Origin of the sequence: Curtobacterium sp. MR_MD2014 (genome assembly GCF_000772085.1) — a bacterium.
GTDB lineage: Bacteria > Actinomycetota > Actinomycetes > Actinomycetales > Microbacteriaceae > Curtobacterium.
Window position 1 is genome coordinate 371,650 of the sequence record NZ_CP009755.1, and the last position, 25,856, is coordinate 397,505.

General features: G+C 71.5%; 26 protein-coding genes and 1 tRNA gene. 11 read left to right on the top strand and 16 right to left on the bottom strand.

Annotated features, from left to right (window positions below; genetic code table 11):
• Positions 1–62 precede the first annotated feature (62 nt).
• On the bottom strand, positions 63–512 hold the full coding sequence (locus NI26_RS16735) for a DUF4383 domain-containing protein (protein ID WP_158407721.1): 450 nt from the start codon (positions 510–512) through the stop codon (positions 63–65).
• Between the two features lie 238 nt (positions 513–750).
• Between NI26_RS16735 and NI26_RS16060 the strand changes: the two genes are divergently transcribed.
• Positions 751–1,647 (top strand): phosphatase PAP2 family protein, encoded by an 897-nt coding sequence (locus tag NI26_RS16060; RefSeq protein ID WP_066651815.1) that lies wholly within the window; start codon positions 751–753, stop codon positions 1,645–1,647.
• 270 nt (positions 1,648–1,917) lie between these two features.
• Positions 1,918–3,057: a CE1758 family FMN-dependent luciferase-like monooxygenase gene (locus tag NI26_RS01880; protein WP_066651817.1), complete on the top strand. Its 1,140-nt coding sequence runs from the start codon at positions 1,918–1,920 to the stop codon at positions 3,055–3,057.
• Between the two features lie 94 nt (positions 3,058–3,151).
• Here the strand turns inward: NI26_RS01880 and NI26_RS01885 are convergent, their stop codons facing one another.
• Together NI26_RS01885 and NI26_RS01890 are read right to left on the bottom strand one after the other, a co-directional pair.
• Entirely contained in the window at positions 3,152–3,532 is a 381-nt protein-coding gene (locus NI26_RS01885) for a DMT family transporter (protein WP_066651819.1), read from the bottom strand.
• Between the two features lies 1 nt (position 3,533).
• The gene (locus tag NI26_RS01890; RefSeq protein WP_066651821.1) at positions 3,534–3,848 is read right to left on the bottom strand and encodes a DMT family transporter; all 315 of its coding nucleotides are present in this window, start codon (positions 3,846–3,848) and stop codon (positions 3,534–3,536) included.
• 94 nt (positions 3,849–3,942) lie between these two features.
• Between NI26_RS01890 and NI26_RS01895 the strand changes: the two genes are divergently transcribed.
• The 4 genes from NI26_RS01895 to NI26_RS01910 are packed head-to-tail and all read left to right on the top strand — an operon-like array spanning position 3,943 to position 7,926.
• On the top strand, positions 3,943–4,521 hold the full coding sequence (locus tag NI26_RS01895) for a TetR/AcrR family transcriptional regulator (protein ID WP_066657652.1): 579 nt from the start codon (positions 3,943–3,945) through the stop codon (positions 4,519–4,521).
• 57 nt (positions 4,522–4,578) lie between these two features.
• Complete coding sequence (locus NI26_RS01900; protein WP_066651825.1) at positions 4,579–5,592, top strand: permease; 1,014 nt, start codon at positions 4,579–4,581, stop codon at positions 5,590–5,592.
• Positions 5,579–6,502, top strand: a complete 924-nt coding sequence (locus NI26_RS01905) for a TIGR03943 family putative permease subunit (RefSeq protein WP_066651826.1) — start codon at positions 5,579–5,581, stop codon at positions 6,500–6,502. The genes NI26_RS01900 and NI26_RS01905 overlap by 14 nt, the downstream gene beginning before the upstream one ends.
• Positions 6,502–7,926 (top strand): hypothetical protein, encoded by a 1,425-nt coding sequence (locus tag NI26_RS01910; RefSeq protein WP_066651827.1) that lies wholly within the window; start codon positions 6,502–6,504, stop codon positions 7,924–7,926. The genes NI26_RS01905 and NI26_RS01910 overlap by 1 nt, the downstream gene beginning before the upstream one ends.
• Before the next feature lie 31 nt (positions 7,927–7,957).
• Here the strand turns inward: NI26_RS01910 and NI26_RS01915 are convergent, their stop codons facing one another.
• From NI26_RS01915 to NI26_RS01950, 8 genes are all read right to left on the bottom strand, one after another.
• On the bottom strand, positions 7,958–8,917 hold the full coding sequence (locus tag NI26_RS01915; protein WP_066651828.1) for a helix-turn-helix transcriptional regulator: 960 nt from the start codon (positions 8,915–8,917) through the stop codon (positions 7,958–7,960).
• A gap of 157 nt (positions 8,918–9,074) precedes the next feature.
• Positions 9,075–10,121: an NAD(P)-dependent alcohol dehydrogenase gene (locus tag NI26_RS01920; RefSeq protein WP_066651831.1), complete on the bottom strand. Its 1,047-nt coding sequence runs from the start codon at positions 10,119–10,121 to the stop codon at positions 9,075–9,077.
• Positions 10,122–10,257: 136 nt separating this feature from the next.
• Positions 10,258–11,319 carry a glycerate kinase gene (locus tag NI26_RS01925; RefSeq protein WP_066651833.1) on the bottom strand — a complete coding sequence of 354 codons (1,062 nt, stop codon included), beginning with the start codon at positions 11,317–11,319 and terminating at the stop codon, positions 10,258–10,260.
• A 28-nt stretch (positions 11,320–11,347) separates the two neighbouring features.
• The gene (locus NI26_RS01930) at positions 11,348–12,463 is read right to left on the bottom strand and encodes an FAD-dependent oxidoreductase (RefSeq protein ID WP_066651835.1); all 1,116 of its coding nucleotides are present in this window, start codon (positions 12,461–12,463) and stop codon (positions 11,348–11,350) included.
• Between the two features lie 37 nt (positions 12,464–12,500).
• Positions 12,501–13,622, bottom strand: coding sequence for an AI-2E family transporter (locus NI26_RS01935; RefSeq protein ID WP_066651837.1), 1,122 nt, complete (start codon positions 13,620–13,622; stop codon positions 12,501–12,503).
• 92 nt (positions 13,623–13,714) lie between these two features.
• Positions 13,715–13,984 (bottom strand): GlsB/YeaQ/YmgE family stress response membrane protein, encoded by a 270-nt coding sequence (locus NI26_RS01940; RefSeq protein ID WP_066651839.1) that lies wholly within the window; start codon positions 13,982–13,984, stop codon positions 13,715–13,717.
• A gap of 203 nt (positions 13,985–14,187) precedes the next feature.
• Positions 14,188–14,505 carry a hypothetical protein gene (locus NI26_RS01945; RefSeq protein WP_066651846.1) on the bottom strand — a complete coding sequence of 106 codons (318 nt, stop codon included), beginning with the start codon at positions 14,503–14,505 and terminating at the stop codon, positions 14,188–14,190.
• Between the two features lie 44 nt (positions 14,506–14,549).
• Positions 14,550–14,623 (bottom strand) — tRNA-Gly (locus NI26_RS01950).
• Positions 14,624–14,840: 217 nt separating this feature from the next.
• Between NI26_RS01950 and NI26_RS01955 the strand changes: the two genes are divergently transcribed.
• Together NI26_RS01955 and NI26_RS01960 are read left to right on the top strand one after the other, a co-directional pair.
• On the top strand, positions 14,841–15,920 hold the full coding sequence (locus tag NI26_RS01955) for a DUF6177 family protein (protein ID WP_066651847.1): 1,080 nt from the start codon (positions 14,841–14,843) through the stop codon (positions 15,918–15,920).
• A gap of 25 nt (positions 15,921–15,945) precedes the next feature.
• Positions 15,946–16,257: a hypothetical protein gene (locus NI26_RS01960; protein ID WP_066651848.1), complete on the top strand. Its 312-nt coding sequence runs from the start codon at positions 15,946–15,948 to the stop codon at positions 16,255–16,257.
• 45 nt (positions 16,258–16,302) lie between these two features.
• Here NI26_RS01960 and NI26_RS01965 read toward each other — a convergent pair whose 3' ends face one another.
• Both NI26_RS01965 and NI26_RS01970 read right to left on the bottom strand, forming a co-directional pair.
• The gene (locus NI26_RS01965; protein ID WP_066651850.1) at positions 16,303–18,348 is read right to left on the bottom strand and encodes a cytochrome c oxidase assembly protein; all 2,046 of its coding nucleotides are present in this window, start codon (positions 18,346–18,348) and stop codon (positions 16,303–16,305) included.
• An 86-nt stretch (positions 18,349–18,434) separates the two neighbouring features.
• Positions 18,435–19,550: a GNAT family N-acetyltransferase gene (locus NI26_RS01970; RefSeq protein WP_066651852.1), complete on the bottom strand. Its 1,116-nt coding sequence runs from the start codon at positions 19,548–19,550 to the stop codon at positions 18,435–18,437.
• A gap of 102 nt (positions 19,551–19,652) precedes the next feature.
• Between NI26_RS01970 and dcd the strand changes: the two genes are divergently transcribed.
• The 3 genes from dcd (at position 19,653) to NI26_RS01985 (ending at position 21,263) form a co-directional block, all read left to right on the top strand.
• A complete protein-coding gene (gene dcd, locus NI26_RS01975) occupies positions 19,653–20,240 on the top strand; it encodes a dCTP deaminase (RefSeq protein WP_066651854.1) in 588 nt (195 codons plus the stop codon).
• 97 nt (positions 20,241–20,337) lie between these two features.
• On the top strand, positions 20,338–20,847 hold the full coding sequence (locus NI26_RS01980) for an XRE family transcriptional regulator (RefSeq protein ID WP_066651859.1): 510 nt from the start codon (positions 20,338–20,340) through the stop codon (positions 20,845–20,847).
• Positions 20,844–21,263 carry a HepT-like ribonuclease domain-containing protein gene (locus NI26_RS01985; RefSeq protein ID WP_066651860.1) on the top strand — a complete coding sequence of 140 codons (420 nt, stop codon included), beginning with the start codon at positions 20,844–20,846 and terminating at the stop codon, positions 21,261–21,263. Before NI26_RS01980 ends, NI26_RS01985 begins: the two co-directional genes overlap by 4 nt.
• Before the next feature lie 262 nt (positions 21,264–21,525).
• Here NI26_RS01985 and NI26_RS01990 read toward each other — a convergent pair whose 3' ends face one another.
• The 3 genes from NI26_RS01990 to mmsA form a co-directional block, all read right to left on the bottom strand.
• Positions 21,526–22,641 carry a substrate-binding domain-containing protein gene (locus NI26_RS01990; RefSeq protein ID WP_066651861.1) on the bottom strand — a complete coding sequence of 372 codons (1,116 nt, stop codon included), beginning with the start codon at positions 22,639–22,641 and terminating at the stop codon, positions 21,526–21,528.
• An 85-nt stretch (positions 22,642–22,726) separates the two neighbouring features.
• Positions 22,727–24,019 (bottom strand): multiple monosaccharide ABC transporter permease, encoded by a 1,293-nt coding sequence (gene mmsB / locus NI26_RS01995; protein WP_066651863.1) that lies wholly within the window; start codon positions 24,017–24,019, stop codon positions 22,727–22,729.
• Positions 24,016–25,539 (bottom strand): multiple monosaccharide ABC transporter ATP-binding protein, encoded by a 1,524-nt coding sequence (mmsA, locus tag NI26_RS02000; protein WP_066657654.1) that lies wholly within the window; start codon positions 25,537–25,539, stop codon positions 24,016–24,018. The genes mmsB and mmsA overlap by 4 nt, the downstream gene beginning before the upstream one ends.
• Positions 25,540–25,856 lie beyond the last annotated feature (317 nt).

Sequence of the window (25,856 nt, forward strand, 5' to 3'; positions counted from 1 at the left end):
CCGACCACGACGCCCCGCCCACCAGCCGGTGGACGGGGCGCCGAGGACGTACGACGGACGCGTCAGGCGCGCTGGGCCGCCCGGATCGCACGGACGTTCTCGCGGTCCGCACCGAAGGCGGTGAGGAGCAGGACGACGCCGATGATCGCGTGGAACAGGTTGTCCGCGAAGGTCAGCGCGAAGACGTTCGCCGAGGTGCCACCGAGCGCGAAGCCGTACACCGCCATGACGACGAGCACGACGCCGACCAGACGGTTGCCGTTCCGCGCACCGATGGTGGTGCCGAGGCTCGTGATGAGCAGCACGACGGCGAGCAGGATCCAGAGCAGGCACATCGCCGGGTTGACGCCGAACGCGTTCCAGAGCATCCCGCCCTCGCGGCTGAAGAAGCCCGGGTCGCCGTCGGCGGCGAAGAAGAAGCCGAGGAAGCCCCAGAGCGCCAGGAGCGATCCCACCGTCAGGGCGAGGCCCCGGTTCGGCGACGCCGTGATGCTGGGTTCCTTGATGGCCACTTCGGTCTCCTCCTGGTACAGGGTGGTCGCACCGGACGGACCGGCGGCGGGAGCCGGAGCACCTGCCCGCGGTGCACGGGTGGTGCGGCCGTCGGATCCTGAGGTGGCTGACCCCTGGTTCACAGGCGCGGACCGGCGGACCAACGGTATCGTGTCGGACCCCGACCGTCCGAATCGCACGCGCGGCACCAGCCGGACGAGGAGACCGATGATCGCCACACCGAGGAGGACCACGCCGGTGACCCGCACGCCCGAACGCACCGCGCCCGAGTCGCGCGGACCGTTGGTCTCGCGGCGCTTGCGGTGGGGGCTGCTGGCGGCTCTGGGGTTCGTGATCGTGCCTCTCGTCTACGCCGTCGCCGTGCTGACGCCGGTCGGGCAGCGGGTCGAGGACGCCGCGCTCGGCGGGGTCCGGGAGTCCGACCTGTTCGGGTCGGACACTGCACTGAACGTCATCTCGGTGCCGGTCATCCTGTTGCTGGTGGTCGTGATCGCCGCCGTCGCGTTCGCCCGGCGCCGGCTCGCGGTCGGACTCGGAGCGGGCGTCGTGGTGCTCGCGTCGGCAGCCACCTCGACTCTCGTGAAGCGTATCGCCGAGCGCCCGGAGATCGCCCAGTCGGAGACGCCCAACTCGTACCCTTCCGGACACGCGACGATCGCGCTCGCGGCACTGTTCGCCGTGCTCCTCGTGACGCCCCGGCGCTGGCGACCGGTGGTGACGATCGTGGGGGCTGCCTACGCCGTGTTCGTGGCGAACCAGACGGTCGTGTACGGCTGGCACCGGGTGAGTGACATCGTCGGGGCCTGCGCGATCGCCCTGTTCTGGCTCGGGCTCGTCCGTGCCGTCGGACCGCGGGTCGACCGCGGGGAGCGCGGTGACCGGGACGGGCGTCGGGGACCCCGTCGCCTGGTGACCGCGTTGCTCCTGGTCGCGACGGGCGTCGGTCTGCTCGTCGGGGTGGTCGCCGTGGTCGCGGGCCTGGCCGGGATCGCCGACCTGCACGATGCGGTCCTGGTCGCGGGCCGCATGGCGTCGAGCGTGAGCGTGCTGGCGGTCGTCACGGTCGTGTGGCTCGCTGACGGGCTCCACCACGCCGCGCAGACGGACGAACGCGCCCTGCCGCCCCGCCGCTGAGCTGCAGTCCAGGCGGACTGCCCCCCCCGAACGAGCGGACGCCTCGACGACCGGGAGGCGTCGCCGCTGAACACCTCCGGGCACACCCGGCGCTGAACGCCTCCGGGCACACCCGGCGCTGAACGCCTCCGGGTACACCTTGCGCTGTGCGCCTCCGGACGCACCCGGCGCTGGCGGGAATGCCCGACGCTGCGGTACGTTGTAACCGGCAAGTCGATGCAAACGCATCGAACCAGCAGCACCAGCAGCCAGCACCAGGAGGCGGGCACCATGCAGTTCGGGATCTTCACCGTCAGCGACGTCACGACGGACCCCACGACCGGCACCACGCCGGACGACACCCAGCGCGTCCGGGACATCCTGACGATCGCCGAGCACGCGGACCAGGCCGGCCTCGACGTCTTCGCCACCGGCGAGCACCACAACCCGCCGTTCGTCGCCTCGAGCCCGACGACGATGCTCGGCTACCTGGCCGGTCGGACGGAACACATCACCCTGTCCACGAGCACGACCCTCGTCACCACGAACGACCCGGTCCGCATCGCCGAGGAGTACGCGATGCTCCAGGTCATCAGCGACGGCCGCATGGACCTCATGATGGGCCGCGGCAACACCGGTCCGGTCTACCCGTGGTTCGGGCAGGACATCCGTCAGGGCGTGAACCTGGCCATCGAGAACTACGCGCTCATCCGCCAGCTGTGGGAGAACGACGTCGTGAACTGGCAGGGGAAGTTCCGCACCCCGCTGCAGGGCTTCACCTCGACCCCGCGTCCGCTCGACGGGGTCGCGCCCTTCGTGTGGCACGGCTCGATCCGCACGCCGGAGATCGCCGAGCAGGCCGCGTACTACGGCGACGGCTTCCTGCACAACAACATCTTCTGGCCGATCCAGCACACCGAGCAGATGGTCGGTCTGTACCGCCAGCGCTTCGAGCACTACGGGCACGGCACGGCCGACCAGGCGATCGTCGGCCTCGGCGGGCAGTTCTTCGCCCGGAAGAACTCGCAGGACGCCTGGGACGAGTTCCGCCCCTACTTCGACAACGCCCCGGTGTACGGCCACGGCCCGTCGATGGAGGACTTCACCGCCCAGACCCCGCTCACCGTCGGCTCGCCGCAGCAGGTCATCGACCGCTACGCCACGATGAAGGACCACGTCGGGCACTACCAGCGCCAGATGTTCCTCATCGACCACGCCGGGCTGCCGCTCAAGACGGTGCTCGAGCAGATCGACATCCTGGCCGAGGACATCGTCCCCGAGCTCCGGAGGATCAACGAGGCGGACCGTCCGGCGCACGTGCCGTCCGACCCGCCCTCGCACGCCGACCGTGTGGCCGCCGCGCTCGCCGCGGGGACCGCGGCGAGCGACCACGTCGCGGCCGAGGACGAGTGGACGGGTGCGTCCGTCTGATCACGTGACCCCCTGACGGACGGGAGGCGCGGTGCCGGCTGGCACCGCGCCTCCCGTCCGTCGCCACGCGCGTTCCGACCCATCGCACTCTCTCCTACGCGCGGGGCGACTGCTGCGGAGCGGTGCTGGCCCCGGGCTCCGGGGCCGGCGCCACCGGGCGGGCCGGCACCAGCTTGAGGCCGACGACGCACCCGACGATGCCGGCGATGAAGAGCAGGCGCAGGAACGTGACGGGCTCGGCGCCGGTCGCCATGCCCCACAGGACGGTGAGGGCCGCGCCGGTGCCCGTCCACACCGCGTAGGCGGTGCTGATCGGGATGTGCTGCAGCACGTACCCGAACGCGACCAGGCTCACGACGATCGTGACCGCGAAGAGGGCGGTCGGGCCGGGGACGGTGAAGCCGTCGCTGGCGCCGAGGGCCGTGGCCCAGACGGTCTCGAGCGCCGCGCTGACGAACAGGACGAGCCATGCCACGTCAGCTCACCACCTTGAGGCCGACCACGCAGGCGACCAGGCCGAGGACGAGGGCGACACGGGCGACGGAAGCGGCCTCCTGGCGGCGGAGGATCGCGACCACGACCGTCAGCGACGCCCCGATGCCGACCCACACGGCGTAGGCCGTGCCGACCGGGATCGCCTTCATGGCGAACGCGAGGCCCACCATGCTGAGCACCATGCCGGCCACGAACACGACCGTCGGCACCACCTTCTTGAACCCGTTCGACGCGCTCAGCGCGGTGGCCCACACCGCTTCGAGCACACCGGACAGGACGAGCACGACCCATGCCATGGCGGTCTCCCTTCCTCGTCGCGAGTCGCACGACTGTGCGACTCCTGCCGGACCGACGCTAGCACGAGTCGTACGAGCGTGCGACGATGTGCTGGTGACCACCCGCGAGGACCTCGAACAGCGCCGTCTCGACGTGTCCGACGCCGCGTGCCGCGTCCTCGCCCGTGACGGACTGGGCGCCCTGAGCGTCCGCGGCGTCGCCGCCGAGGCCGGGCTGCCGCCGAGCACCGTGCGCTACGTGTTCCCGACGCAGGCGGCGATGCGCGAGCACACCATCACGCTCGTGTTCGACCGGACCCGTGAACGGATCGACGCGATCCCCGAGGGGCTGCCCGACCGCGAGACCGCACGCCGGATCCTGCTCGAGCTGCTGCCGCTGGACGACGAGCGGGTGGTCGAGCTCGACGTGTACCTGGCGCTCGGCAACGCCGCGCTCACCGACGCTGCGCTCCGACCGGCCCTGGACCGGGTGGTCGCCGAGATGCGCACGTGGTGCGACCGGATCGTCGCACTCGTCGGGGTGCCGGAGGACCAGCGGGTCGACGAGGCGTGCCGACTCCACGCGCTCGTCGACGGTCTCGCGGTGCACGTCACACGCCTCGCCCCGGGGGAGTCCGCCGAGTGGGCGGTCGACCTGCTCGACCGACACCTGGCCGGCCTCCCCTCCGACTGACACCCGTCCCCGCGCGGCTCGGAGGGAGCCGGCGCGCTCCTCGCCTATCCTGTCCCGGTGACGAGCGCTCCCACTCGCCCCGCCCCCACCCGCACGCTCACCGGCCCCGGCCTGGTGCTCGGCGCCGTCGTGGTGCTGCTCGGCGTGCGCGTGGTGTCGCCGAGCGTGGGCACGGCCGGGCTGCCCGACGTCGTGCAGGACTTCCTGACGCTCGCCATCAGCGTCGTCGTCGAGTCGCTGCCGTTCGTCGTGCTCGGCATCGTGCTCTCGATCGTCGTCGAGGTCTGGGTGCCGGCGGGCGTGCTCGAGCGGATCCTGCCCGAGCGGCCGCTGCCCCGAAGGGCGGTCATCTCGCTCATCGGGATGCTCTTCCCGGTGTGCGAGTGCGGGAACGTGCCGCTCGCCCGGGGGCTCATGATGCGCGGGTTCACCCCCGCCGAGGCCGTCACGTTCCTGGTCGCCGCGCCCATCCTCAACCCGCTCGTGATCATCAGCACCGCGCAGGCGTTCGGGTGGTCCGGGTGGATCCTCGTCGTCCGCATCGTCGGGGGGTTCGTGCTGGCGAACCTGGTCGGGTGGATCGTCGCCGCGCACCGTCGCCCGGCCGAGCTGCTCCTGCCCGCGTTCGAGGCCCGGTGCCGTGCCGCCGTCGGGGCGCCGCGCTCCCGCAACCGCTGGCGTGAGAGCGCGTCGCAGTTCGGCGGCGAGACCGCGACGATGATGCCCGCGCTCTTCGTCGGTGCCGGGCTCGCGGCCGCGATCCAGGTCGCGGTACCCCGGTCGACGCTCGTCGCGGTGGGGGCGAACCCGGTGCTGTCGGTCGCCGCGATGATGCTCCTGGCGATGACGATCTCGCTCTGCTCGAACGTCGACGCGTTCTTCGCGCTGTCGTTCGCCTCGACGTTCCTGCCGGGGTCGATCACGGCGTTCCTGCTCATCGGGCCGATCATCGACGTCAAGATGATCGCCCTGCTCCGGACGACGTTCCGCGCGCGCTTCCTGGTGCTGCTCGCCGTCGTCTGCGTCCTGTTCACCGCGGCGGTCGGGTTGGTGATGAATGTCCTCGTCTGAGAAGGCTCCCGCGTACCTCGGGCTCGGGTCGGTGCTCGCGGTGGCGCTGTGCACGCTGTGGCTCGCCCTGGTCGGACACCTCGACCTGTACATCAACCCGCGGTACGACCTGTTCACGATCATCCTCGCCGCGGTCGCCGTGCCGGCCTCGGTGGCGGGGCTCGTCGCGGTGGCGCGCGGGCACGGGCACGCCCACGACGACGAGCAGGACCACGCGCACGTCGCCCACGCCGACGAGCACGACCACGCGCACGCCGCGCACGCCGACGGGGGCGACCACGCGCACGGTGACGGCCACGCCCGCACGCCCGACGACGGGACCGCCTACGAGCACGGCTCCGACGCCGCCCGGGCGGTCCGCCGCCGCGCCCCAGGAGCCGCACGGGTCACCCGCGGTGTCCTCGGCGGCATCGCGGCCGCTGCCACCGTCGGGGTCACGGTCGCCATGCTCGTGCTCCCGCCGACCACCCTGTCCGCCCGCACCGCCCAGCAGCGGAGCGTCGACACCCCGACCCTGTCGAACGCCACCGGCACGCAGGACGTCGCCCTGCTGGGCAGCGAGGGCGTCGACACCTCGGAGTACGGCGTGAAGGACTGGGCGGCGCTCATCCGTCAGACCACGGACACGAGCGCGCTGGTCGGCAAGCCGGTCGAGCTCTCCGGCTTCGTCGTCCCGGGCGCGGACGGGTCCTTCACGCTGACGCGCTTCGTGATCAGCTGCTGCGCCGTCGACGCCCAACCGGTCGGCCTCGGTGTGGTCGTCGACGGCCCCGTGCCCGACGCCGACCAGTGGGTGCGCGTCACGGGCAAGCTCGCGGCGAACCCGGACCAGTCCGCCGACGCACGGATCGTCATCCGTGCCGCCGACGTCCGCGACATCGACCAGCCGACGGACCCCTACGAGTACTGATGCGCACGAGCACCGACACCGACGACACCGCACCGCTCCGCCGCCGCCCGCGCGACCGGTTCCGTCGCCGACTGGTGGCGTCGATCACGGTGTTCGTGCTCGTCGGCGCCGTCGCCGCGGTCGTCGGCTCGCAGCAGGGCCCCCGGCTCCGTGACGTCACCTACGACGCCACCGGTCTCGTGTCCCGGCCGGCGCAGCGCGTCATCCTCACCGCGAACCAGGCCCTGCAGCAGGTCCCGGCCGACGCCGTCACCGTGACCCCGTCGGCCCCGCACACCGTCACCTCGAGCGGCAACACGATCGCGGTCGAGTTCGCCGGGCCGCTCGCCTACGACCGCACGTACGAGATCGCCGTGCGTGACGTCCGCGCCCCGGGGCAGCCCGCCGCGTCCGAGCTCCGCACGACGATCACGACGGGCAGCACCGACGTGCTCGCCCTCGTGCCCGCTCCGTCCGGCGGGAAGGACCGGATCGTCCGGCGCTCCCTCGACGCCGGCGGCGCCACCACGGTCTTCGAGGCCGCGGGCATCACCGAGTACGCGCGCCTCGGCCGCTCGCTCGTGGTCGTCCGCGGTGCCGACGGTCGCTCGTCGGTCGAGATCGTGCCCCTGGCCGGCGGCGTGCAGGACGACAGCACCCCCGTCGAGCGGCTGACGCTCCCGACCGCGGCGGGCCGGGTGACCGCGCTGCACGTCGCCGACGACGGGGCGTCCTTCGGGTTCGAGTACGCCGACACGTCGACCGGCCAGTCGCGGGACGTCGGGCTGTACGTGGTCGACATGACCGGCACGCACCTGCCGACGGCGATCGCGGCCGACGGGAAGCCGACCGCCGGTGCCGAACCGATGACCGTCGGGCAGTGGGCGTACGTGCCCCGCACCGAGAGCGCCCTGGTGCGGACCGGCTCCGACGACCTGGTGCTCGTCGACATGAGCGGGCGGAACGACCCGGTCCGGCTCGGCAGCGCGACGTACCTGCACGGCTACGTCGGCAGCGGCACCACGGCGGTCGTCGAGACCGGCACGGGGATCGTCCGGCTCGACCTGACCGACGGGCAGCGCCAGGACCTGCCGGCACCGCAGGGCAGCACCGATGCGCCGTACCTCGGTCGGATCGCCCCGCTCACGGACGACACGTACGTGCGCGTGGTGGGCGAGGTGCGAGCCGACGGCACCCTCGCCCAGCGGATCGTGCGCGTGGACGGCAGCCGTGCCTCCCGGCTGCCCGTGACGGTGCCGGAGGACGCGAGCGTCACCGCGGTCTGCCCGTCCCCGAACAGTCAGTTCCTCGCGGTCACCACGCGGTCCGCGTCGGGGGACCTGGTGAGCGTCGTCGACGCCTCCTCCGGTGCCCTCGAGGCGAGCGTGCAGGCGTCCTCGGTCGACTGGTGCGGCGCGCTGCCGTCCGGCGACGAGGTCGGCTGACCGGCGACGAGCGACGAGCAGCGGCCCGGGGTCAGCGCCGCAGCGTCTGCTTCGGGTACTCCCCGAACCGCCGCAGGTACTCGCCCGAGAACCGTCCCATGTGGGTGAAGCCCCAGCGGGCCGCGATCGCGGCGACGGCGACGGAGCCGGGCTCGGCACGGAGCAGGTCGTCGTGCGCCCGACGCAGCCGCACCTCGCGCAGGTACTGCATCGGCGTGCGGTCGAGGGTCCGCTGGAAGGACTCCTGCAGTCCGCGCACGCTCAGACCGGCAGCGATGGCGATGTCGGACACCGTCAGCGGCTCGTGGGCCCGTGCGTGGACGGTCTCGACGGCGGAGCGGACGCGGGCGTTGCGGTGCTCACCCCAGCCGACGGGAGCGGGCTCCCCGTGGAACCGGTACAGGTCGAGCAGGGAGCGGACGACCTCGCGCTGGGACTCGTGCCACGCGAGCGATCCCGCGCCCCCGTCGCGCAGCGCCCGCACCGCCGATGCGACCGACGCGCGCCACCGCTCGACGGCCGCCGTCGTGGGTGGCGTGAACCGGTCGAAGGCGAGCGTGCCGTCGACGAGGTGGCGCTCCGAGGCCACGTCGAGCACGAGGTCGCGGTCGAGGTGCACCAGTCGCTGGTCCCAGTCGCGGTACTCCATCTCGAAGCGCTGCTCGATCGGGAAGAGCACGGGGACGCCCGGCTGCATGCGGACGGCGTTCCGGCCGGTGTCGACGGTCGCGGTGCCGGAGTCGAGCCACTGGACGACGACCTCGCCCTCGACGGCGACGTCGCCGCGCAGTGAGCCGTGCATCTGCGACCGGCGGATGCTCATGCGCTCGTCGCCGACGGCGACGTAGCGGTACCAGTAGTCGTCGTCGACGTGCGCCGAGTGCCAGGCCTTGCCGGCGTACATCCCGGCGAGGTCGGCGATCGCGCCGTCGGTGTCACTGCCGGACACCGACACCAGGGAGCGGAGTCCCTCGTTCGTCGTGTCGTCCATCGAACCAGCCTCCCTCCTCGTGTCGGCGCAGCGGGCGCGTCGCGCAGCCCGGACTGCTGGCTCGCGTTCTGCGGACAAGGAGGGTGGTGCCACTCCGGATGGCGGACGGGAGGCGCGGTGCCGGCCGGCACCGCGCCTCCCGTCCGTGGACCCGTCGTCAGGCCAGCGTGGCCGCGTCGATCACGAAGCGGTAGCGCACGTCCGAGGACAGCACGCGCTCGTACGCCTCGTTGACCTGGTCGGCGCTGATGAGCTCGGTCTCCGGCAGGATGTCGTGCTCGGCGCAGAAGTCGAGCATCTCCTGGGTCTCGGCGATGCCGCCGATGGCCGAACCGGCCCAGCTCAGGCGGCGCGGGATGAGCGCGAACGCCGGGACCTCGAGCGGCTCGGACGGGGCGCCCACGTTGACGAGCGTGCCGTCGACCTTGAGCAGCCCGAGGTACGCCTTCATGTCGAGCTTGGCCGAGACGGTGTTGATGATGAGCTCGAACGACTGCGCGAGCTGCTCGAACGTGGCCGGGTCCTTCGTCGCGTGGTGGGCCTTCGCGCCGTAGCGGAGCGAGTCGGCCTCCTTCGACGTGGTCTGCGACAGGACGGTGACCTCGGCGCCCAGGGCGACGGCGATCTTGACGGCCATGTGGCCGAGGCCGCCCATGCCGACGACCGCGACCTTCGAGCCGGGGCCGACCTTCCAGTGGTGCAGCGGCGAGTAGGTGGTGATGCCGGCGCAGAGCAGCGGCGCGACCTTCTCGATGTCGAGCGACTCCGGCACCTTCAGGACGAAGTCCTCGTTCACGACGACGGCCTGCGAGTAGCCGCCCTGCGTGATCGAGCCGTCGGCGGGGTCGACGCTGGCGTAGGTGCCGATGTTGCCCTCGAGGCAGTACTGCTCCTGGCCGGCACGGCACTGCTCGCACTCGCCGCAGGAGTTCACCATGCAGCCGACGCCGACCCGGTCACCGACCTGGTGCTTCGTGACGTTCGCGCCGACCTCGGTGACGTGGCCGACGATCTCGTGGCCGACGACCTGCGGGTACTGGATCGGACCCCACTCGCCGCGGACGGTGTGGATGTCCGAGTGGCAGATCCCGGCGTAGGCGATGTCGATCATGACGTCGTCGGGGCCGACGTCACGACGGGTGATGGTGGTCTTGACGAGCGGCTCGGTGGCCGACGGTGCCGCGTACGCGTTGACGGTGCGCATTGGTCTCCTCGTGGGGGTGCTTCTCGGGTCGGGTGCGACCCGCTCCCCAGTGTGGTCCCGCGCCCCGGGGGCAGGGAGGTTGCGTCGGGGTACCCCTCGTGCGCCCGGGTGGGCGTGTCGGCCACGCCCCGGGCGCTCAGCCGACGAGCCGCGCCAACCGCTGCCCGGCGATCGTCGCGAAGCGCAGCGGGTCACGCAGGGCGTCGTCCGGCTCACCGGTCGTCTGCGTCGCGAGCACCACGAGCGAGGCCGCCGCCGCGAAGTCGTCCAGCCGCGCCTCGATCTCGCCCGCGACCAGCACCACCCGGGCCCCCGGCGCGTGCTCCGTCGCGAGCGCCCGGACGACCGTCGGCACCTTGCCCGCAGCGCTCTGCTCGTCGAAGCGTCCCTCGCCGGTGACCACGACGTCGGCGCCGTCGAGCAGCGACGGGAGTCCGAGCACGTCCGCGACCGCGAGCGCTCCCGGTGCGAGGGTCGCGCCCCAGGCGAGCAGCCCGAAGCCGACACCGCCCGCGGCACCGGCACCGGGCGTCGCGGGGTCGACCTCGGGCAGGCTGCGTGCCCAGGCGGCGAGCCGCTCCTCGGACGCCGGGGCAGCGTCCGGCGTGATGCCCTTCTGCGGTCCGAACACGGCCACCGCACCGGCCGGTCCGAGCAGCGGTGACGTGACGTCGGACAGGACGACCACCCCACCGGCGGGCAGGGGTCGGAGCCCCGACCGGTCGACCGCGCCGGAAGCACCGACGGCGAGCCCGAGCGCCTCGAGCACCGGGCGTCCGCCGTCGGTGGAGGCGCTGCCCCCGATGCCCAGCACGAGTCCGGTCGCGCCCGCGTCGAGCGCCGCCGCGATCGCCTCGCCGAACCCTCGGCTCGTCGCGGTCTCCGGGAGCAGTGCCCCGCCCAGGAGCGGCAGCCCGCTCGTCGCCGCGAGTTCCACCACGGCCCGGCCGTCGGGCAGGCGCAGCCAGTGGGTGTCGACGGGGGTGCCGGCCGGCCCGGTCACCGTCACGGGCACGTGTTCGGCCGCCGGGTACGCCGCGGCGAACGCGTCGAGCGTGCCCTCGCCGCCGTCGGCCATCGGCACGGTGACGACGTCGTCCTCCGGCCGTTCGTCGAGCCACCCGGCCCGGACCGCCCGCGCGGTGTCGGCCGCCGTGGCGGTGCCCTTCAGGGAGTCGGGAGCGATGACGACGCGCACCGGACCACCGTAGCGGGGCGGCGGGCGGTCAGAGGGCGAAGCGGGGGATGGGCTCGCCACCGGTGGCCAGGTCGGCGAGGAGCTCCCCGAGCAGCGGCGCGAACTTGAACCCGTGGCCCGAGAACCCGGTCGCGACGGAGAGTGGTCCCCGCCGGTCGATCACGAAGTCCTCGTCGGGCGTGGTGTCGTACAGGCAGCTGATGAACGTCGGGCGTGTGGCGTCGACGCCGGGGACGTACCGGGCGACGTAGGCCTGCAGCCGCGCTGCCTCCTCGGGCACGGGGTGCTTGTCGCGGGCGTCGGGGTCGACGACCGGGCCGGTGCCGTGGAACCCGACCTTGACGCCCTCGCCCGGGGTCAGCAGTCCGTACACGTCGTCGCCGTCGGCCCAGTGCACGAACGACGGCCAGGCCTCGTCCGGCAGGTGGCTCGGGAAGTGGGCGGGCTGCTCCTGGGTGACGCGGACGGGCGGGAGGCGCGCCCCGCGTGCGGCGAGCACGTCACCCACCAGCGTGGGCGCCCAGGACCCCACCGCGGCCACCACGCTCGCCGTGCGGACCGCCGTGCCGTCGTCGAGCGTCACGGTGACCGCGTCCCCGTGGTCCGCGACCGCCGCCACCCGGGTGCCGAACCGGAGCTCGGCGAGGCCCGTCTGTTCCGCCAGCGTCAGCAGGAGCTCGATCGTGTCGGCCGACCGGATGCGTCCGGCCGTCGCGTGGGTCAGGACGTGCCCCTCGAACGCGATGCCGGGCCAGCGGGCCGCGGCGGCCTCCGGGGTCAGGGTCTCGTGGGGGATCCCTGCTCCGGCCAGCGCTGCGGCGATGGCGTCGACCACCTCGGGCCGGCCGTGGTCGACCGCGCCCGTCCGGTCGAGCAACGTCGTGCCGGTCGTCGACTCGAGGGCGTCCCAGAGCGCGAGCGCGCGGGTCGTCAGCGCGACGTACTCCGGGACGCTGTAGCCCTGCCGGAAGATCCGGGTCGCGCCGTGCGACGAACCCTCGAGGTGTCCGCGACCGTGCTGCTCGACGAGCAGGACGCGCTCGCCGCGGGCGGTCAGGGCCCGGGCTGCTGCGGCGCCGACCACGCCGCCGCCGATCACCACGTGCCCGTCGAACCGGGTCTCGTCCGGCTGTGTCCCGTCCATCAGGGCAGCGTAGTGCGGCGTGGTGACCGCCCGGCGCTCAGCCGACCGGTACCGTCTCGCGCCGCTTCTGCCGCCAGGGCCTCGCCGGAGCGTCCTCGCCGTTCCACACCTGCACGACGCCCCACCCGGCGGCGATGAGCGGCACCGCGAGCAGCGCGCCGGTCACCCCGCCGAGCACGGTGCCCGCGGTCAGGCCGACCAGGATGACGAGCCCGTGCAGCCGCAGCGTCCTGCCCATGAGCACGGGCTGCAGGAAGTTGCCCTCGATCTGGTTGACGAGCACGACGATCGCGACGACGATGACCGCCTTCACCGGCCCGAGTGCGACGAGGGTCACGAGCGCCGCGAGCGTGCCGGCGATCGGTGCGCCGATCATCGGGATGAACGAGGTCACGAACGCCACCACCGCGAGCGGGATCGTCAGCGGGACGCCGAGCACGGCGAGCCCGGTGCCGATCGCGACCGCGTCGAAGGCGGCGACGGCGGCCGTCCCGCGCACGTACCCGCCGAGGGTCGTCACCACGCGGTCCCCGATGCGGCGCGCACGGTCGTACTGCTCGCCGGTGAACGGGCGGAGCAGGAACTCCCACAGCGCGGGGCCGTCCTTGAGGAAGAAGAACAGGATGACCGCCATCAGCACGGCCCCGGTGACGACGTTCGTCACCGCCGAGATGCCGGCGATGGCCCCCGCCCCGAACCGGGCACTCGTCACGAAGTCGACGACACCATCCACGGCGTCCTCGATCTGCCCGTCGGTGATGCGCACGGGCAGCTCGTGGAGCAGGTCCTGCACCTGCTGGAGCCCGTCGACCGCCGAGTCCTGCAGCGAGGACCACTGGTTCGCGACGGCGGCGACGAGGAGCCACAGGACGCCGGCGAGCACCGCGAGGACGGCCACGAACGCGATCGTCGTGGCGAGCACCGACGGGACCCCGTGCCGACGGAGCCAGCCGACCAGCGGGTGCAGGGCCGACGCGATGATGAGCGCGAGCAGCACCGGGATCGTGACGAGGCTCAGTGTGGTCGCAGCGGTGACGATCCCGCCGATGACCACGACGATCACCACGGTCTGCAGGCAGCGCACCGCGAGTCGGCCGTACGGGTCGGTCCAGGTGCTCGGGCGGACGCTGGTCGGGGCGGGGGAGCGGCGCAGGTGCATGGCGGGGTCTTCCGGGTCGTGCTGACTGGTGGAACGACGGGAGGCGCGGTGCCGTCCGGCACCGCGCCTCCCGTCGTCGTGGAGCTCGTGGACTACGCGCGGCTCCCGCGGCGGCCCGTGATGAGGCCCCAGATCACCAGCACGACGAGCGCGCCGAGGATCGCGATGATCCAGGACTGGATGCTGAAGAAGCCGTCGTAGCCGACGTTGAAGACCGCGCCGCCGATCCAGCCGCCGATGAGGGCGCCGATGACGCCGAGGACGAGCGTGGCGAGCCAGCCGCCGCCCTGCCGACCGGGGAGGATCAGCTTGGCGATGGCGCCGGCGATGAGGCCGAGGAGGATGAAGCCGAGGAAGCTCATGGGTGGTCCTTTCGTTGTGCGGACGTGCGTGATGTGTGGGTCCGGGACGCCGGAGGTGGGGTGAGCCGCTCGGGACTGGAGCACGAGGGCCGCCGGCTCCGTCGGGAGCCCACACGGTGCATCGACCGTTGACGCGTTCGTCCAACGAGGTCTACCAGGCGCTGCCCGGGCGGGTTCGGAGCCGCGTGTACCTCACCGAGGCGTCAGCCCTGCTCGTCGGTGTCCTCCCGTGCGCGTCGCTGCTCCTCGGAGTGCTCGGCGCGGAGCCCTCGACGGCCGGCGAGCCGTTGCAGGAGCTTCCGGAGGAAGAACGCCTCCATGACGACGGCGATCACGAACCCGGAGAGCGCGAACACGACGTGGGCGGCGTCGGAGCCGCTCGTGAGGACGATCGTGGGGAACCCGACCACGAGCGCAGCGCCGCCGACGACGTTCCACCAGCACGCGACGATCCCGTCCGGCATGCGGTTCGACAGTCGCGGGTCGTCCGACGGATCGGTGCGATCCCACCAGGACGTCATGCACGCAGCGTAGCGAGGCTGACGAGGGGCATCAGGAGGAGCAGTGGAGCGAGTGACGGGAATCGAACCCGCGCTACCAGCTTGGGAAGCTGGAGTTCTACCATTGAACTACACTCGCGCATCCCGCCGGACGGGACGCAGCAAGCCTAGCGGATTCTCCGCTGGACGCCAGCCGGACGCGCGCCGCACGGTCCGTGGCGGCGGTGGGTCGGGCCTCCCGGTCGGTCCGGCCCGGTCGCCGTGTCTCCCCTGTGAGGTCCCCTGGCCGACGGACACGTGTCGTCGGCGTGTGTACCGTCCAGGGGGTTCCGACGCCCTACCGGAGGAGGACCCGGATGGTCAGGCATCCCCTCATCGACGACGTGGTCGGCCCCGCCATCGTGGTCCGCTCCGCATCGCCGGTCGTGTGGTTGACGGAGTCGCTCGCCTCGCTGCTCCGTCGTGCGTCCGAGTCCGGCCGCACGGTCGTGCTCCGCACCGGCCAGGAGGCATCCGTCACCCCCGCCCTGCGGCACGCGCTGGGCGTGCACCAGGCAGCATGGGCCGTGGACGGTCCCGACGGCAGCATGCGGGACGGCCGCACCGGCGTCGCCGCCGCGGGCATCGAGGACTTCGTCCGCCGCGGGCCGGAACTCGTCGGTCCGCCGGCGCCGGGACACCTCGCATCGCACGACTCGGTGCGCCAGATCAGCATCGACCTGACCCTGCGCCACCACGCCGGTCGGTCGGTCGACATGGGGACTGCGATCGAGGCACTGTGCGAGACCGTCGGCACCTGTCCCACGCACTGGGGCACCAGTGAGCCGCTCACGGTGCCGTGGGACCGCTGGGTCGTCACGCAGTACGCCAAGCACGAGGCCCCGGAGGTCTCGACCTCGTACGCGCACGGCGAGGGGTTCTCGGCGACCATGACCGCGCACCTGCTCGACGGCGTGGTCGTGGAGACGATGTCCGCGGTGCTGACGATCCCCGAGCACGGTGCCGACCCGGCCCTCGCGTCGCGGCTCCTGGACGCGGTGCACCGCGTCGCCGACCAGGTCGAGCCGGTGTTCGGTGTCGTGATGCAGCGCCGCGGGGACGCCGACCACCTGGTCCGCGCCGTGGCGCACGAGGAACCGACCCCGCTGGCCGTCGTCGTCGGCCCGGAGGCGGCGGAGTTCCTCGACCGTGGCGGCGAGTGGCCGCCACCGCGCACGTCGACCTCGGGCTTCGGCGGCGGCGGACTGGTCGTGCGCTTCGACGACGGGTGGGAGGCGCTCGAGTCGTTCCTCGACCGCATCGACGAGGACCGCTTCCTGCAGCTCGTCGGTGGTGCTCCGCTCGACCCCGCACACGACGAGGGCGCGCTGGACGGCCACGACCGTGGGTCGCACGCCACCTCCGGACGGAGCACGGGCGGTCAGGGTGCCGCGTGACGTGACACTCCTCTGCCGTGGACCGGTGGAGACCCGCGACGTCGCCGAGGCGCTGCTGCTGCACGACGAGTCGTGGGGCGTCCGAGCTCTCGACGACGGTCCGGTGCTGCAGGTCTGCCGCGACGCGACGCACCCGGTGATCACGGTGCTCGGTGTCCGACGAGTCGACTCGATCGACGAGGTCGCGCGGATCCTGCCGGACGCCCCGACGCTGTCCGCGCCCCTGTGGTGGGTGGACACGGTGACGCCGTTCGGCCCGGAGGGCGAGCCGGGTGTGACCGCTGCGCTCGAGGCGTCGATGGAGCTCGGCGCCGTCTGCATCGTCCACGGCGACTGACCGGACGCAGGGACCGGACCCCGCCCGGTGCCGGGGGGATCGGTGTCAGTCGCGCTTGCTCATGGCGGCGAGCCGCTCGTTGTACGCCTTGAGGTCCGCGTCGCCGTCGCGCTCGGCCTTGCGGTCGAGGCGCTTGGCGTCCCGCTTGTCCGTCCGCACCCAGTTGCGCACCACGAGCAGCGCGACGAACACCATCGGCAGCTCGGACGCGCCCCAGGCGATGCCACCGCCCGTGTGCTGGTCGGCGAGCAGTGCCCGGTCGTCGGTCTGGCCGAGGGCGTGGAACCAGTCGGCCGCGAAGACGGACTGCGAGGTCATCACCGCGACGCCGAAGAAGGCGTGGAAGGCCAGGGTCGCCAGCAGCGCGATGATGAGGATCGGGTACTGCGGGCGCTTCGGACCCGGGTCGACGCCGACGAAGACCCAGAAGAACAGGTACCCGCTGAAGACGAAGTGCACGACCATCACGACGTGCCACTCGTGCGACTGCATCGCGTACTGGAACGCGGGGGTGAAGTAGAACACCACGAGCGACCCGGCGAAGATGACACCGGCGACGGCGGGCTGCGCGAGGAACTGCATCCACCGCGAGTGCGTGAAGAGCATGAGCCACTCGCGAGCGCCGCGCGACCCGTCGTTCCGCACCGGCAGGGTCCGCAGCGCCAGGAGCACCGGCCCGCCGAGCACGAGCGGCAGCGGCACGAACATCATGAGCAGCATGTGCTGGAGCATGTGCGACGAGAAGTGCACCATGCCGTAGACCGCCGGCCCGGCCGAGGTGGTCCAGATGAACAGCGCGCAGCCGAGCAACCACGCGATGGTCCGGCCGACCGGCCACGAGTCGCCGCGCTGCTTGAGCTTCCGCACCGACAGGAGGTACCAGCCGGCACCGACGACGGCGATCGCCAGGTACACCCAGTCGATGTGCCACTGCGTCAGGTAGGTCTGCACGGTCTGCGCCGGCGGGTACGTGTACCCGAGCAGGCCGGAGCGGGTGTCCTGCCCGGTCTCCGGCGTCTGCGGGATCGGCGGCTGCGAGCGGGACACGGCGACCGAGACGCCGATCGCGACGGCCATGAAGACGACCTCGGCCAGGGCGAACCGCACGAAGAGCTTCCGGTCGAGCGGCGCACGGAGGAGACCCGGCACGAGCTTCCGGCGTTGAGCGACCCCGGCGAGCCCGAGCAGCACGAGGATGACGGCCTTGACCGTGATGAGCCAGCCGTAGGTCGTCGTGACGAGGTCGGCGGGGCCGGTCAGGCGGAGCGAGGCGTTGACGATGCCCGAGAAGGCCACCGCGGCGAAGGCCCAGCCCGCGAGCGTCGAGTAGCGGGCGACGACCCGGCCGGTGGCGCCCTTCGTCCGCGTGCGGAGCAGCAGCACGGCGACGAGACCGCCCGCCCAGACGCACACGGCGACCAGGTGCACGGCGAGCGAGTTCACCGCGTTCGCGTGCTCGAGGGCGCCCGCGGCGTGCCCGGAGAGTGCGAGGGGCAGCAGCGCGAAGAGCGCGGCGACGGTGGCGACCGCGAGCGTGGTGACCCGGGTGGCGAACGCGGCGACGAGCGTCGCGACGAGGATCGCCGCGGCGGAGACGACGAGTGACTGGCCGATCTCGACCTGGAACGCGAAGAGCAGGAAGTTGCGGGCGAACACCGGGCTGGTGAGCGGGACGCCCAGGGTGTTGGCGCCGGTCAGCACGATGCCGACGACGGCCGCCAGGAACCACACGGCACCGGCTGCGGCACCCCACCGGGCGGCTCGGTGCTGCACGCTCGACATCGCACCGTGGTCCGCCTTCTTCGCGGGCAGTGCGAACGCAGCGACGATGAGCAGGCCGATGGCCAGCGCGGCGGTCGTGTCGTGCACCACGCGGGCGACCGGCAGGCCGTACTCGACCAGGTCACCGGCGGAGACGAGCTGCTGCGACGCGGTGAAGGCGCCGGTCACGGTCATGCCGAGCACGGCGCACGCCACGGCGAGGGGGATCGCGATGACCAGGACCGTCGCGACGGTGGTGGATCGCGCGGTGGTGGGGGCGGGGTCGGGTGCCGTGTCCCCGGGCTGCGTGGCGGCTGACGTGACGGTCATGACCGTCCAATGGTAGGTCGCCCGCCTGACACCCCGGTCCCAGTCCGGGACCGTCCCGCTCCCGACTCCCGACGTTCGATGGGCCGTCAGTCGCGGTGCTCCCAGATGCCCTCGCTGCCGACCCCGACGAACCCGACCGCCTCGTTGACGTCGAGCATCGGCCGGTTCTCCTCGGCGTTGGAGGTGACGATCGACGGCCGGCCCGGGAAGTCCCGCTCGACGGTCTCGATCCCGACCACCTTGAGGAGCCATCCGAGTCGGTGCCCGCGGTGCTCGCGGAGCACGAGCGTGTCCCACTGCATCACGGCCCGAGTGGGATCGTCCGGCACCTTGAGCTGACTGAAACCGGCCAGGGTGGTGCTCTCGACGTGTTCGACGGCGACGGTCAGCATGGTGTGCGGCCCGCTCGCGAGCTGCTCCTCGGACTCCCGGACGCGGTCGGCGGTCCAGACGTCCTCGGGCTCCTGCATGTCACCCTCCGGCGCGTCGGTGCTCATCCGGGTGTGCAGCAACGCGAGGTCGTCGAGCCACCGCTCGGGGGTGGCGCCGGTCCACGTGTGCACCCGGTAGGCGGGACCGGCCGCCGTCGCGGCGCGGTCGTGCAGCTCCCGGACGACGGAGACGTCGGCGGGGAGCCCGAGCCGACTGATGCGGTTCACCTGCCCGAAGCGCCAGCCGCGTCCGGTCAGGAAGCGCACCGCCGCCTCGTCCTCGGGGACGGCGCCGGAGCCCGTCGGGGCCTGGCGGTACCCGGGCCCGTCGCCGGGACCGACCTGCCGCGAGACCGCGTACGTCTTCCACTGCGTGCGGCCCTCGGTCCGGGCGAGCTGCTCGAGGTGGTCGGCGAGCAGCGTGCCGAACCCCCGGCGTTGTCGGTCGGGGCGGACACCCACCGACAGCCAGCAGTTCGTCGTGCCCGGCTCGGTCTTCGAGTCGTACGAGCCCGCGGCCACGACGTCGCCGGTGTCGTCGCGCACGACGAACAGGCGGCTCGGCGATCCCGGCTCGTGGCACATCGGCAGGTACTCGGCCGGGGTCCACGGCAGTTCGGGCAGCCCGTGCACCGCGACCTCAGCGGCATCGGACACCGCGAGCCAGTCCGAGAACGCCCGCACCAGCTCCGGATCGTCGTCCATCGTCGCCGGCACGACGAGTTCCTCGACGACGAGCTGCCCGTCGACCGTGTCGGTGTGGTCGGCCATCGTTGCCCCCTGTGGTCGGCCGGTCGGACGGCCGTCGTCCGCCGCCCGGCAGGGCAGCCTCGCAGCATACCGGTGGCCGGACCCTGCCGCTAGGGTTGCTGCGTGCTGCTCTCCGACCGTGACATCACCGCCCAGCTCGCCGAGGGACGGATCGGCCTCGACCCGTACGACTCCTCGCTCGTCCAGCCGTCGAGCATCGACGTCCGGCTCGACAAGTACTTCCGGCTGTTCGACAACCACAAGTACCCGCACATCGACCCGGCCGAGGACCAGCCCGAGCTCACCCGTCTCGTCGAGACCGACCCGGACGAGGCGTTCGTGCTGCACCCGGGGGAGTTCGTCCTCGGTTCGACGTTCGAGGTCGTGACGCTGCCGGACGACATCGCCGCACGCCTCGAGGGCAAGAGCTCGCTCGGTCGCCTCGGCCTCCTGACGCACTCGACGGCGGGCTTCATCGACCCGGGCTTCTCGGGCCACGTCACGCTCGAGCTGTCGAACGTCGCGACGCTGCCGATCAAGCTCTGGCCGGGCATGAAGATCGGGCAGCTCTGCTTCTTCCAGCTCTCGAGCCCGGCGGAGAAGCCCTACGGCTCTGCCGAGTACCAGTCGCGCTACCAGGGCCAGCGTGGTCCGACCCCGTCGCGCTCGGCGCTGAACTTCGACCGCGCGGACGTCTCGCAGCGCGACTGACCGCGGACGGGGCCGATCACGCCCGCTCGGAGGCCGCCGCGGGACCGGTGATGTACTACTGCGCGGCGAAATGTCGCACTCTGTGTATCGTTGCTGCATGGCCGAAGCACCGACCCGTGCGCCGCAGCCGGTGGTGGCGTCCGAGATCATCCGCGACGCCCGACTACGCGCCGGACTGACGCAGGTGCAGCTCGCCGCTCGCGCCGGGGTCACGCAGAGTGTGATCAGCACGTACGAGAACGGTCGGCGGGAACCGTCGCTCGCGGCGCTGCAGCGACTCGTCCGTGCTGCGGGGTTCGAGGCATCGGTCGACCTGCTCCCGGTGGACGCTCCGCCTCCCCTGGTCGATCGCATCGCGGCCGCGCGCGACGCCCTGGTCGCGGCGGTGGAGCGCAACGGCGGTGCCGCACCCCGCGTCCTGTGCACCACCGGCTCCCGGCGGCGAGCCGAGTCCGTCGGGCTGCTCGTGGACCTCGAGCCCGGTGCCGGCATCTTCACCCTCATGCGGATCCAGGACGAGGCGGAGCGGCTGCTCGGTGTCGACGTCGAGGTGCTCGACGCCCTGTGCGCCGGGTCGGACCTGCACCGTGCAGCGGTCCCGCTGTGACGGACGCCACGGGACCGGAGGTGGACGAACGGCTCGACGCGGTCGTGCGCGCGTGCGAGGCGATCGAGCGCTACGTCGCGGACGCCGCTCCGTCGGACGTCGTGCTCGACGCGGTCCGGATGCGGTTGGTCGAGATCGGCACGGTGGTCGCGGCCCTGCCCGGTGTCCTCACGGCGACCGAGCCCGAGATCCCGTGGGCGCGTCTCGCCGGCGTGGGGGACCGGTTGACCGGCCGACGCCGGGGGGTGACCTCGTCGGTGCTGCTGTGGACGGCACGCGTCGACGTGCCACGGCTGCGGGAGGCGGCCGAGCGGTTGCGCGCGACGGGTGCGACCCACGTCCTTCCGGGCGATCCGGCGCACCCGGACGGCGAGCCCTCCGACCCGGCCGGCGAGCCCTCCGACCCGGCCGGCTGACGGACGGGAGGCCCGTGGCGGCCGCGTCCCGTGCCTCCCGTCCGGCGCTCCGTCCGTCCCGTGAGACGGGGGCGTCTGCGCGAGACGCACCGCGGCCACCGAGACGCCCCCGGAACCGGAGGCGTCTCGCGGGCGTGGCGGCGCCTGGCGGCGACGCCGGCGTCTCGACGCCGGTGCCCCGGGACGCGGGAAGGCCCCGTCTCGCCGGAGCGAGACGGGGCCTTCCTCGTGCTGTGGTGCTGTGGTGCTGCCGTGGAGGGGATCAGCCCTTCTTGGCGAGCTCCTCGAGGGTGTCGTTGCCCTTGTAGGCCTCGACCGCGTTCTCCTTGGTGACCAGGACCGGGGTCAGCTCGACGGCCGGCACGACCTTCTTGCCGTTGTCGTTGTTCTTGTCCTCGGTGGTCTTCGGGGTCTTGCCGTCGGCCAGGTCGGAGACCAGGTCGATCGCGGCCTGCGCCTCTTCGGTGGTGTTCTTGTAGATGGTCGAGTACTGCTCGCCCTGCATGATCAGCGGGATCGAGGCGGTCTCGGAGTCCTGACCGGTGACGACCGGGTTCGGCTTACCAGCAGCCTTGGTGGCGGTCAGGATGGCGCGGGCCAGGGTGTCGTTCGGCGACAGGACGCCGTCGAGCTCGGTGTTCGTGTACGACTTCGTCAGGATGTCGGTCATGCGCGACTGGGCGTTCTGCGCGAGCCAGCCCTGGGTGTTCGTCTTCGAGAACGAGGTCTGACCCGAGACGACCTTGAGGGTGCCGTCGTCGATCTTCGGCTGGAGCACGTCCATGGCGCCGTTGAAGAAGACCTTCGCGTTGGCGTCGTCGGGCGAGCCGGAGAAGAGCTCGATGTTGTACGGGCCGCTCGACTTCTTGGCCTTCATGCCGTCGAGCAGGGCCTGGCCCTGCAGCTGGCCGACCTTGAAGTTGTTGAACGCGACGTAGTAGTCGACGTCGTCGGTGTTCAGGATGTTGCGGTCCCAGGCGATGACGACGGCGCCGGACTTCTTGGCGGCGGCGACCTGCGTGCCGAGCTGCGAACCGTCGGCGGCACCGATGATGATCGCCTTCGCGCCCTTGGTGACCATCGACTGGATCTGGCCCTGCTGGTCCGGGACCGGGTTGCCGGCGTTGGCGTACTGGATGTCGGCCTTGAAGCCGGCGTCCTCGATCGACTTCTCGAACGCGGCACCCGCGAGGACCCAGTTCTGCGAGGTCTTGGCGGGGAGCGCGACGCCGATCAGGTCGCCCTTCTTGATCTGGACGTTCGAGGCGCCGCCCGACGAGTCCGAGCCGGCGTCCGAGTTGCCGCGGGCCGAGCAGCCGCTGAGGGCCAGACCCGCGACGAGTGCCAGGCCGATGCCGGCGATGAGCTTCTTGCGCATGAGATTGCTTTCTCTTCGTTGAGGAGTGGTGCTGTGTGGTGCGGGGATCGTGCGGGCGGCCACCGGAGCGGCCGCCCGCCACGTGTTACTGGACGTTGACCTTCTCGGGCTGGTCCTCGATGGTCCGCGGCTGCTGCGCGGCCACCGTGTTCTGTTCGGTGTCCTTGCGTTGGAACTGCTTCAACATCCCGCCGATGAGGGACGGACGACCCTGCGACTTCGAGTAGACGTCGAAGGCGACGGCGACGAGCAGGACGAGACCGCGGATGATCTGGACGCGGTTGGACTCGAGGCCCACCAGCGACAGACCGTTGGACAGCAGGGCCATGACGAGACCACCGATGATCGATCCGGAGATCGTGCCGATGCCACCGGCGACCGCTGCACCACCGACGAACACGGCGGCGATCGCGTCGAGCTCCCAGCCGGTGCCGTCCGCGGGGCCCGAGGCACCCGAGTAGCCGACGAAGACCATGCCGGCGACGGCGGCCAGGACGGACATGTTCATCATGACGAAGAAGTTGACCTTGCGGGCGCTGACGCCGGACAGGACGGCGGCGTTCGCGTTGCCACCGACCGCGTAGACCTGGCGGCCGAAGATCGTGTTCTTGGTCAGGAAGCCGTAGACGATGGTCAGGACACCGAGGATGATCGCGACGATCGGGATCGACGTGCCGGCGGGGCCGGCGGCGAACAGGTACGTCGCGACGAGGGTGACGGCGACCAGGATGCCCGTGCGGACGATCGAGACCCAGAGCGGGACGAGCTCGGCGTGCATCTTCTTGCGACGCTGACGACCACGGAACTCGAGGAAGACGAGCACGAGGCAGGTGACGATGCCGAGGATGAGCGTGCCGTTCGAGAACCCGAAGTCCGGGCCGAAGTCGGGCAGGAAGCCCGAACCGATCTTCGCGTAGTCGTCCGGCACCGGCTGCGACGTCGAGTTGCCGATGATCTGGTTCGCACCGCGGAAGATGAGCTGGCCGGCCAGGGTCACGATGAAGGCCGGGACCTTCACGAACGCGACCCAGAAGCCCTGCCAGGCTCCGACGGCTGCACCCACGGCGAGGCCGAGGATGATCGCGGCCCACGCCGGGAAGTTCCACTGCGCCATCGACTGGGCGACGATGATGCCGGTGAACGCCGCGACGGACCCGACCGACAGGTCGATGTGTCCCGCGATGATCACCATGACCATCCCCAGCGCCAGGATGAGGATGTAGGAGTACTGCAGGAACACGTTGATGATGTTCGTCGGCTCGAGGATGAGCCCGTTCGTCAGGATCGAGAACAGGATCAGGATCGCGATGAGCGCGATGATCATGCCGTACTGGCCGATGCTGTTGCCCTTGCCGAACAGCAGTTTCAGGTTCTTCATGAGATCAGTGCGCCCTTCCGCGCGGAGGTCATGCTGCGCATGAGGGTCTCGGGGTCGGCCTGGTCCGCGGGGACGTCGGCGGTGATCTGGCCCTCGAAGATCGTGTAGATCCGGTCGGAGAGGCCGAGGAGTTCGGGGAGCTCGGAGGAGATGAGGATGATGCCCTTCCCCTGTGCCGCGAGCTGCTGGATGATGCCGTAGATCTCGAACTTCGCGCCGACGTCGATGCCGCGGGTGGGCTCGTCGAGGATCAGCAGGTCCGGGTCGGTGAACATCCACTTGGACAGGACGACCTTCTGCTGGTTCCCGCCGGACAGCTTGCCGACGTTCTCCTCGACGGTCGGCACCTTGGTGCGGAGCATCTTGCGGTAGCGCTCGGCGACGTCGTACTCCTCGAGGGAGTCGACGACACCGGCCTTCGAGATCTTCGGCAGGTCGGCGGCGACCGTGGAGCGCTTCACCGTGTCGAGCAGGTTCAGACCGAGGGCCTTGCGGTCCTCGGAGACGTAGCCGAGGCCGTTCTGGATCGCCTGCTGGACGTTCGCGATCTTGATCTCGCGGCCGTCCTTGATGATCTGGCCGTCGATGAAGTTGCCGTACGAGCGGCCGAAGATGCTCATCGCGAGCTCGGTGCGGCCGGCGCCCATCAGGCCCGCGAAGCCGACGATCTCGCCGCGGCGGGCGTGGAAGTTCGAGCCCTTCGCGACCAGGCGCGAGGCGTCCTGCGGGTGCTGGACGGTCCAGTTCTTGACCTCGAAGAAGACCTCGCCGATCTTCGGCGTGCGGTCCGGGAAGCGGCTCTCGAGCGAGCGGCCGACCATCCCGCGGATGATGCGGTCCTCGTTGACGCCGTCGCCCTTCACGTTGAGCGTCTCGATCGCCTTGCCGTCACGGATGATCGTGATCTCGTCGGCGATCTGCTCGATCTCGTTGAGCTTGTGGCTGATGATGATGCTCGCGATGCCCTTGGACTTCAGCCCGACGATGAGGTCGAGCAGGTGCTGCGAGTCGTTCTCGTTCAGGGCCGCGGTCGGCTCGTCGAGGATGAGGAGCTTGACGTCCTTGTGCAGGGCCTTCGCGATCTCGACGAGCTGCTGCTTGCCGACACCGAGGTTCTTGATCTGCGTGTCCGGGTCCTCGTCGAGGCCGACGCGGGCGAGCAGGTCCTGAGCGCGGAGCTGGGCGCTGGTCCAGTCGATGACACCGAAGCGACCGGGCTCGTTGCCGAGGAACAGGTTCTCGGTGATCGACAGCTCGGGGATGAGCGCGAGCTCCTGGTGGATGATGACGATGCCGGCCTGCTCGGACTGCTTGATGTCCTTGAAGCGGACTTCGTCGCCCTCGTAGACGATCTCGCCGCTGTAGGTGCCGTACGGGTAGACGCCCGACAGCACCTTCATGAGGGTGGACTTGCCGGCGCCGTTCTCGCCGCAGATCGCGTGGATCTCGCCGGCGCGGACGCTGAGCGACACGTCCGAGAGCGCCTTGACACCAGGGAACTCCTTGGTGATCGACCGCATCTCGAGGATGGTCTCGGCGCTGGTGACGGACCTGGTGGCCAGGTCCGGTCCCTGTGGGGTTGACGCCACGGTGCATCTCCTTCTGCCGCTGCGGTGCGGCAGTCCTTCGGGTGGTGAGGTGCGGCATCGGGGGCGCAGGAGTGCCTGCGTGGACCTCGTTGTCGCGTCCGGTGTCCTGCTCGGTGTGACGGTCATGTGACCGTTCACATCGGCGGAACGGAGGTAATTTACGCACAGCCCCGTCGCGGCTGTCAATTCGGTTCGGTCGCGTTTTCGTAACGGCCCGCGTGATCCGGCGGAATCCGCGTCCTGACGCC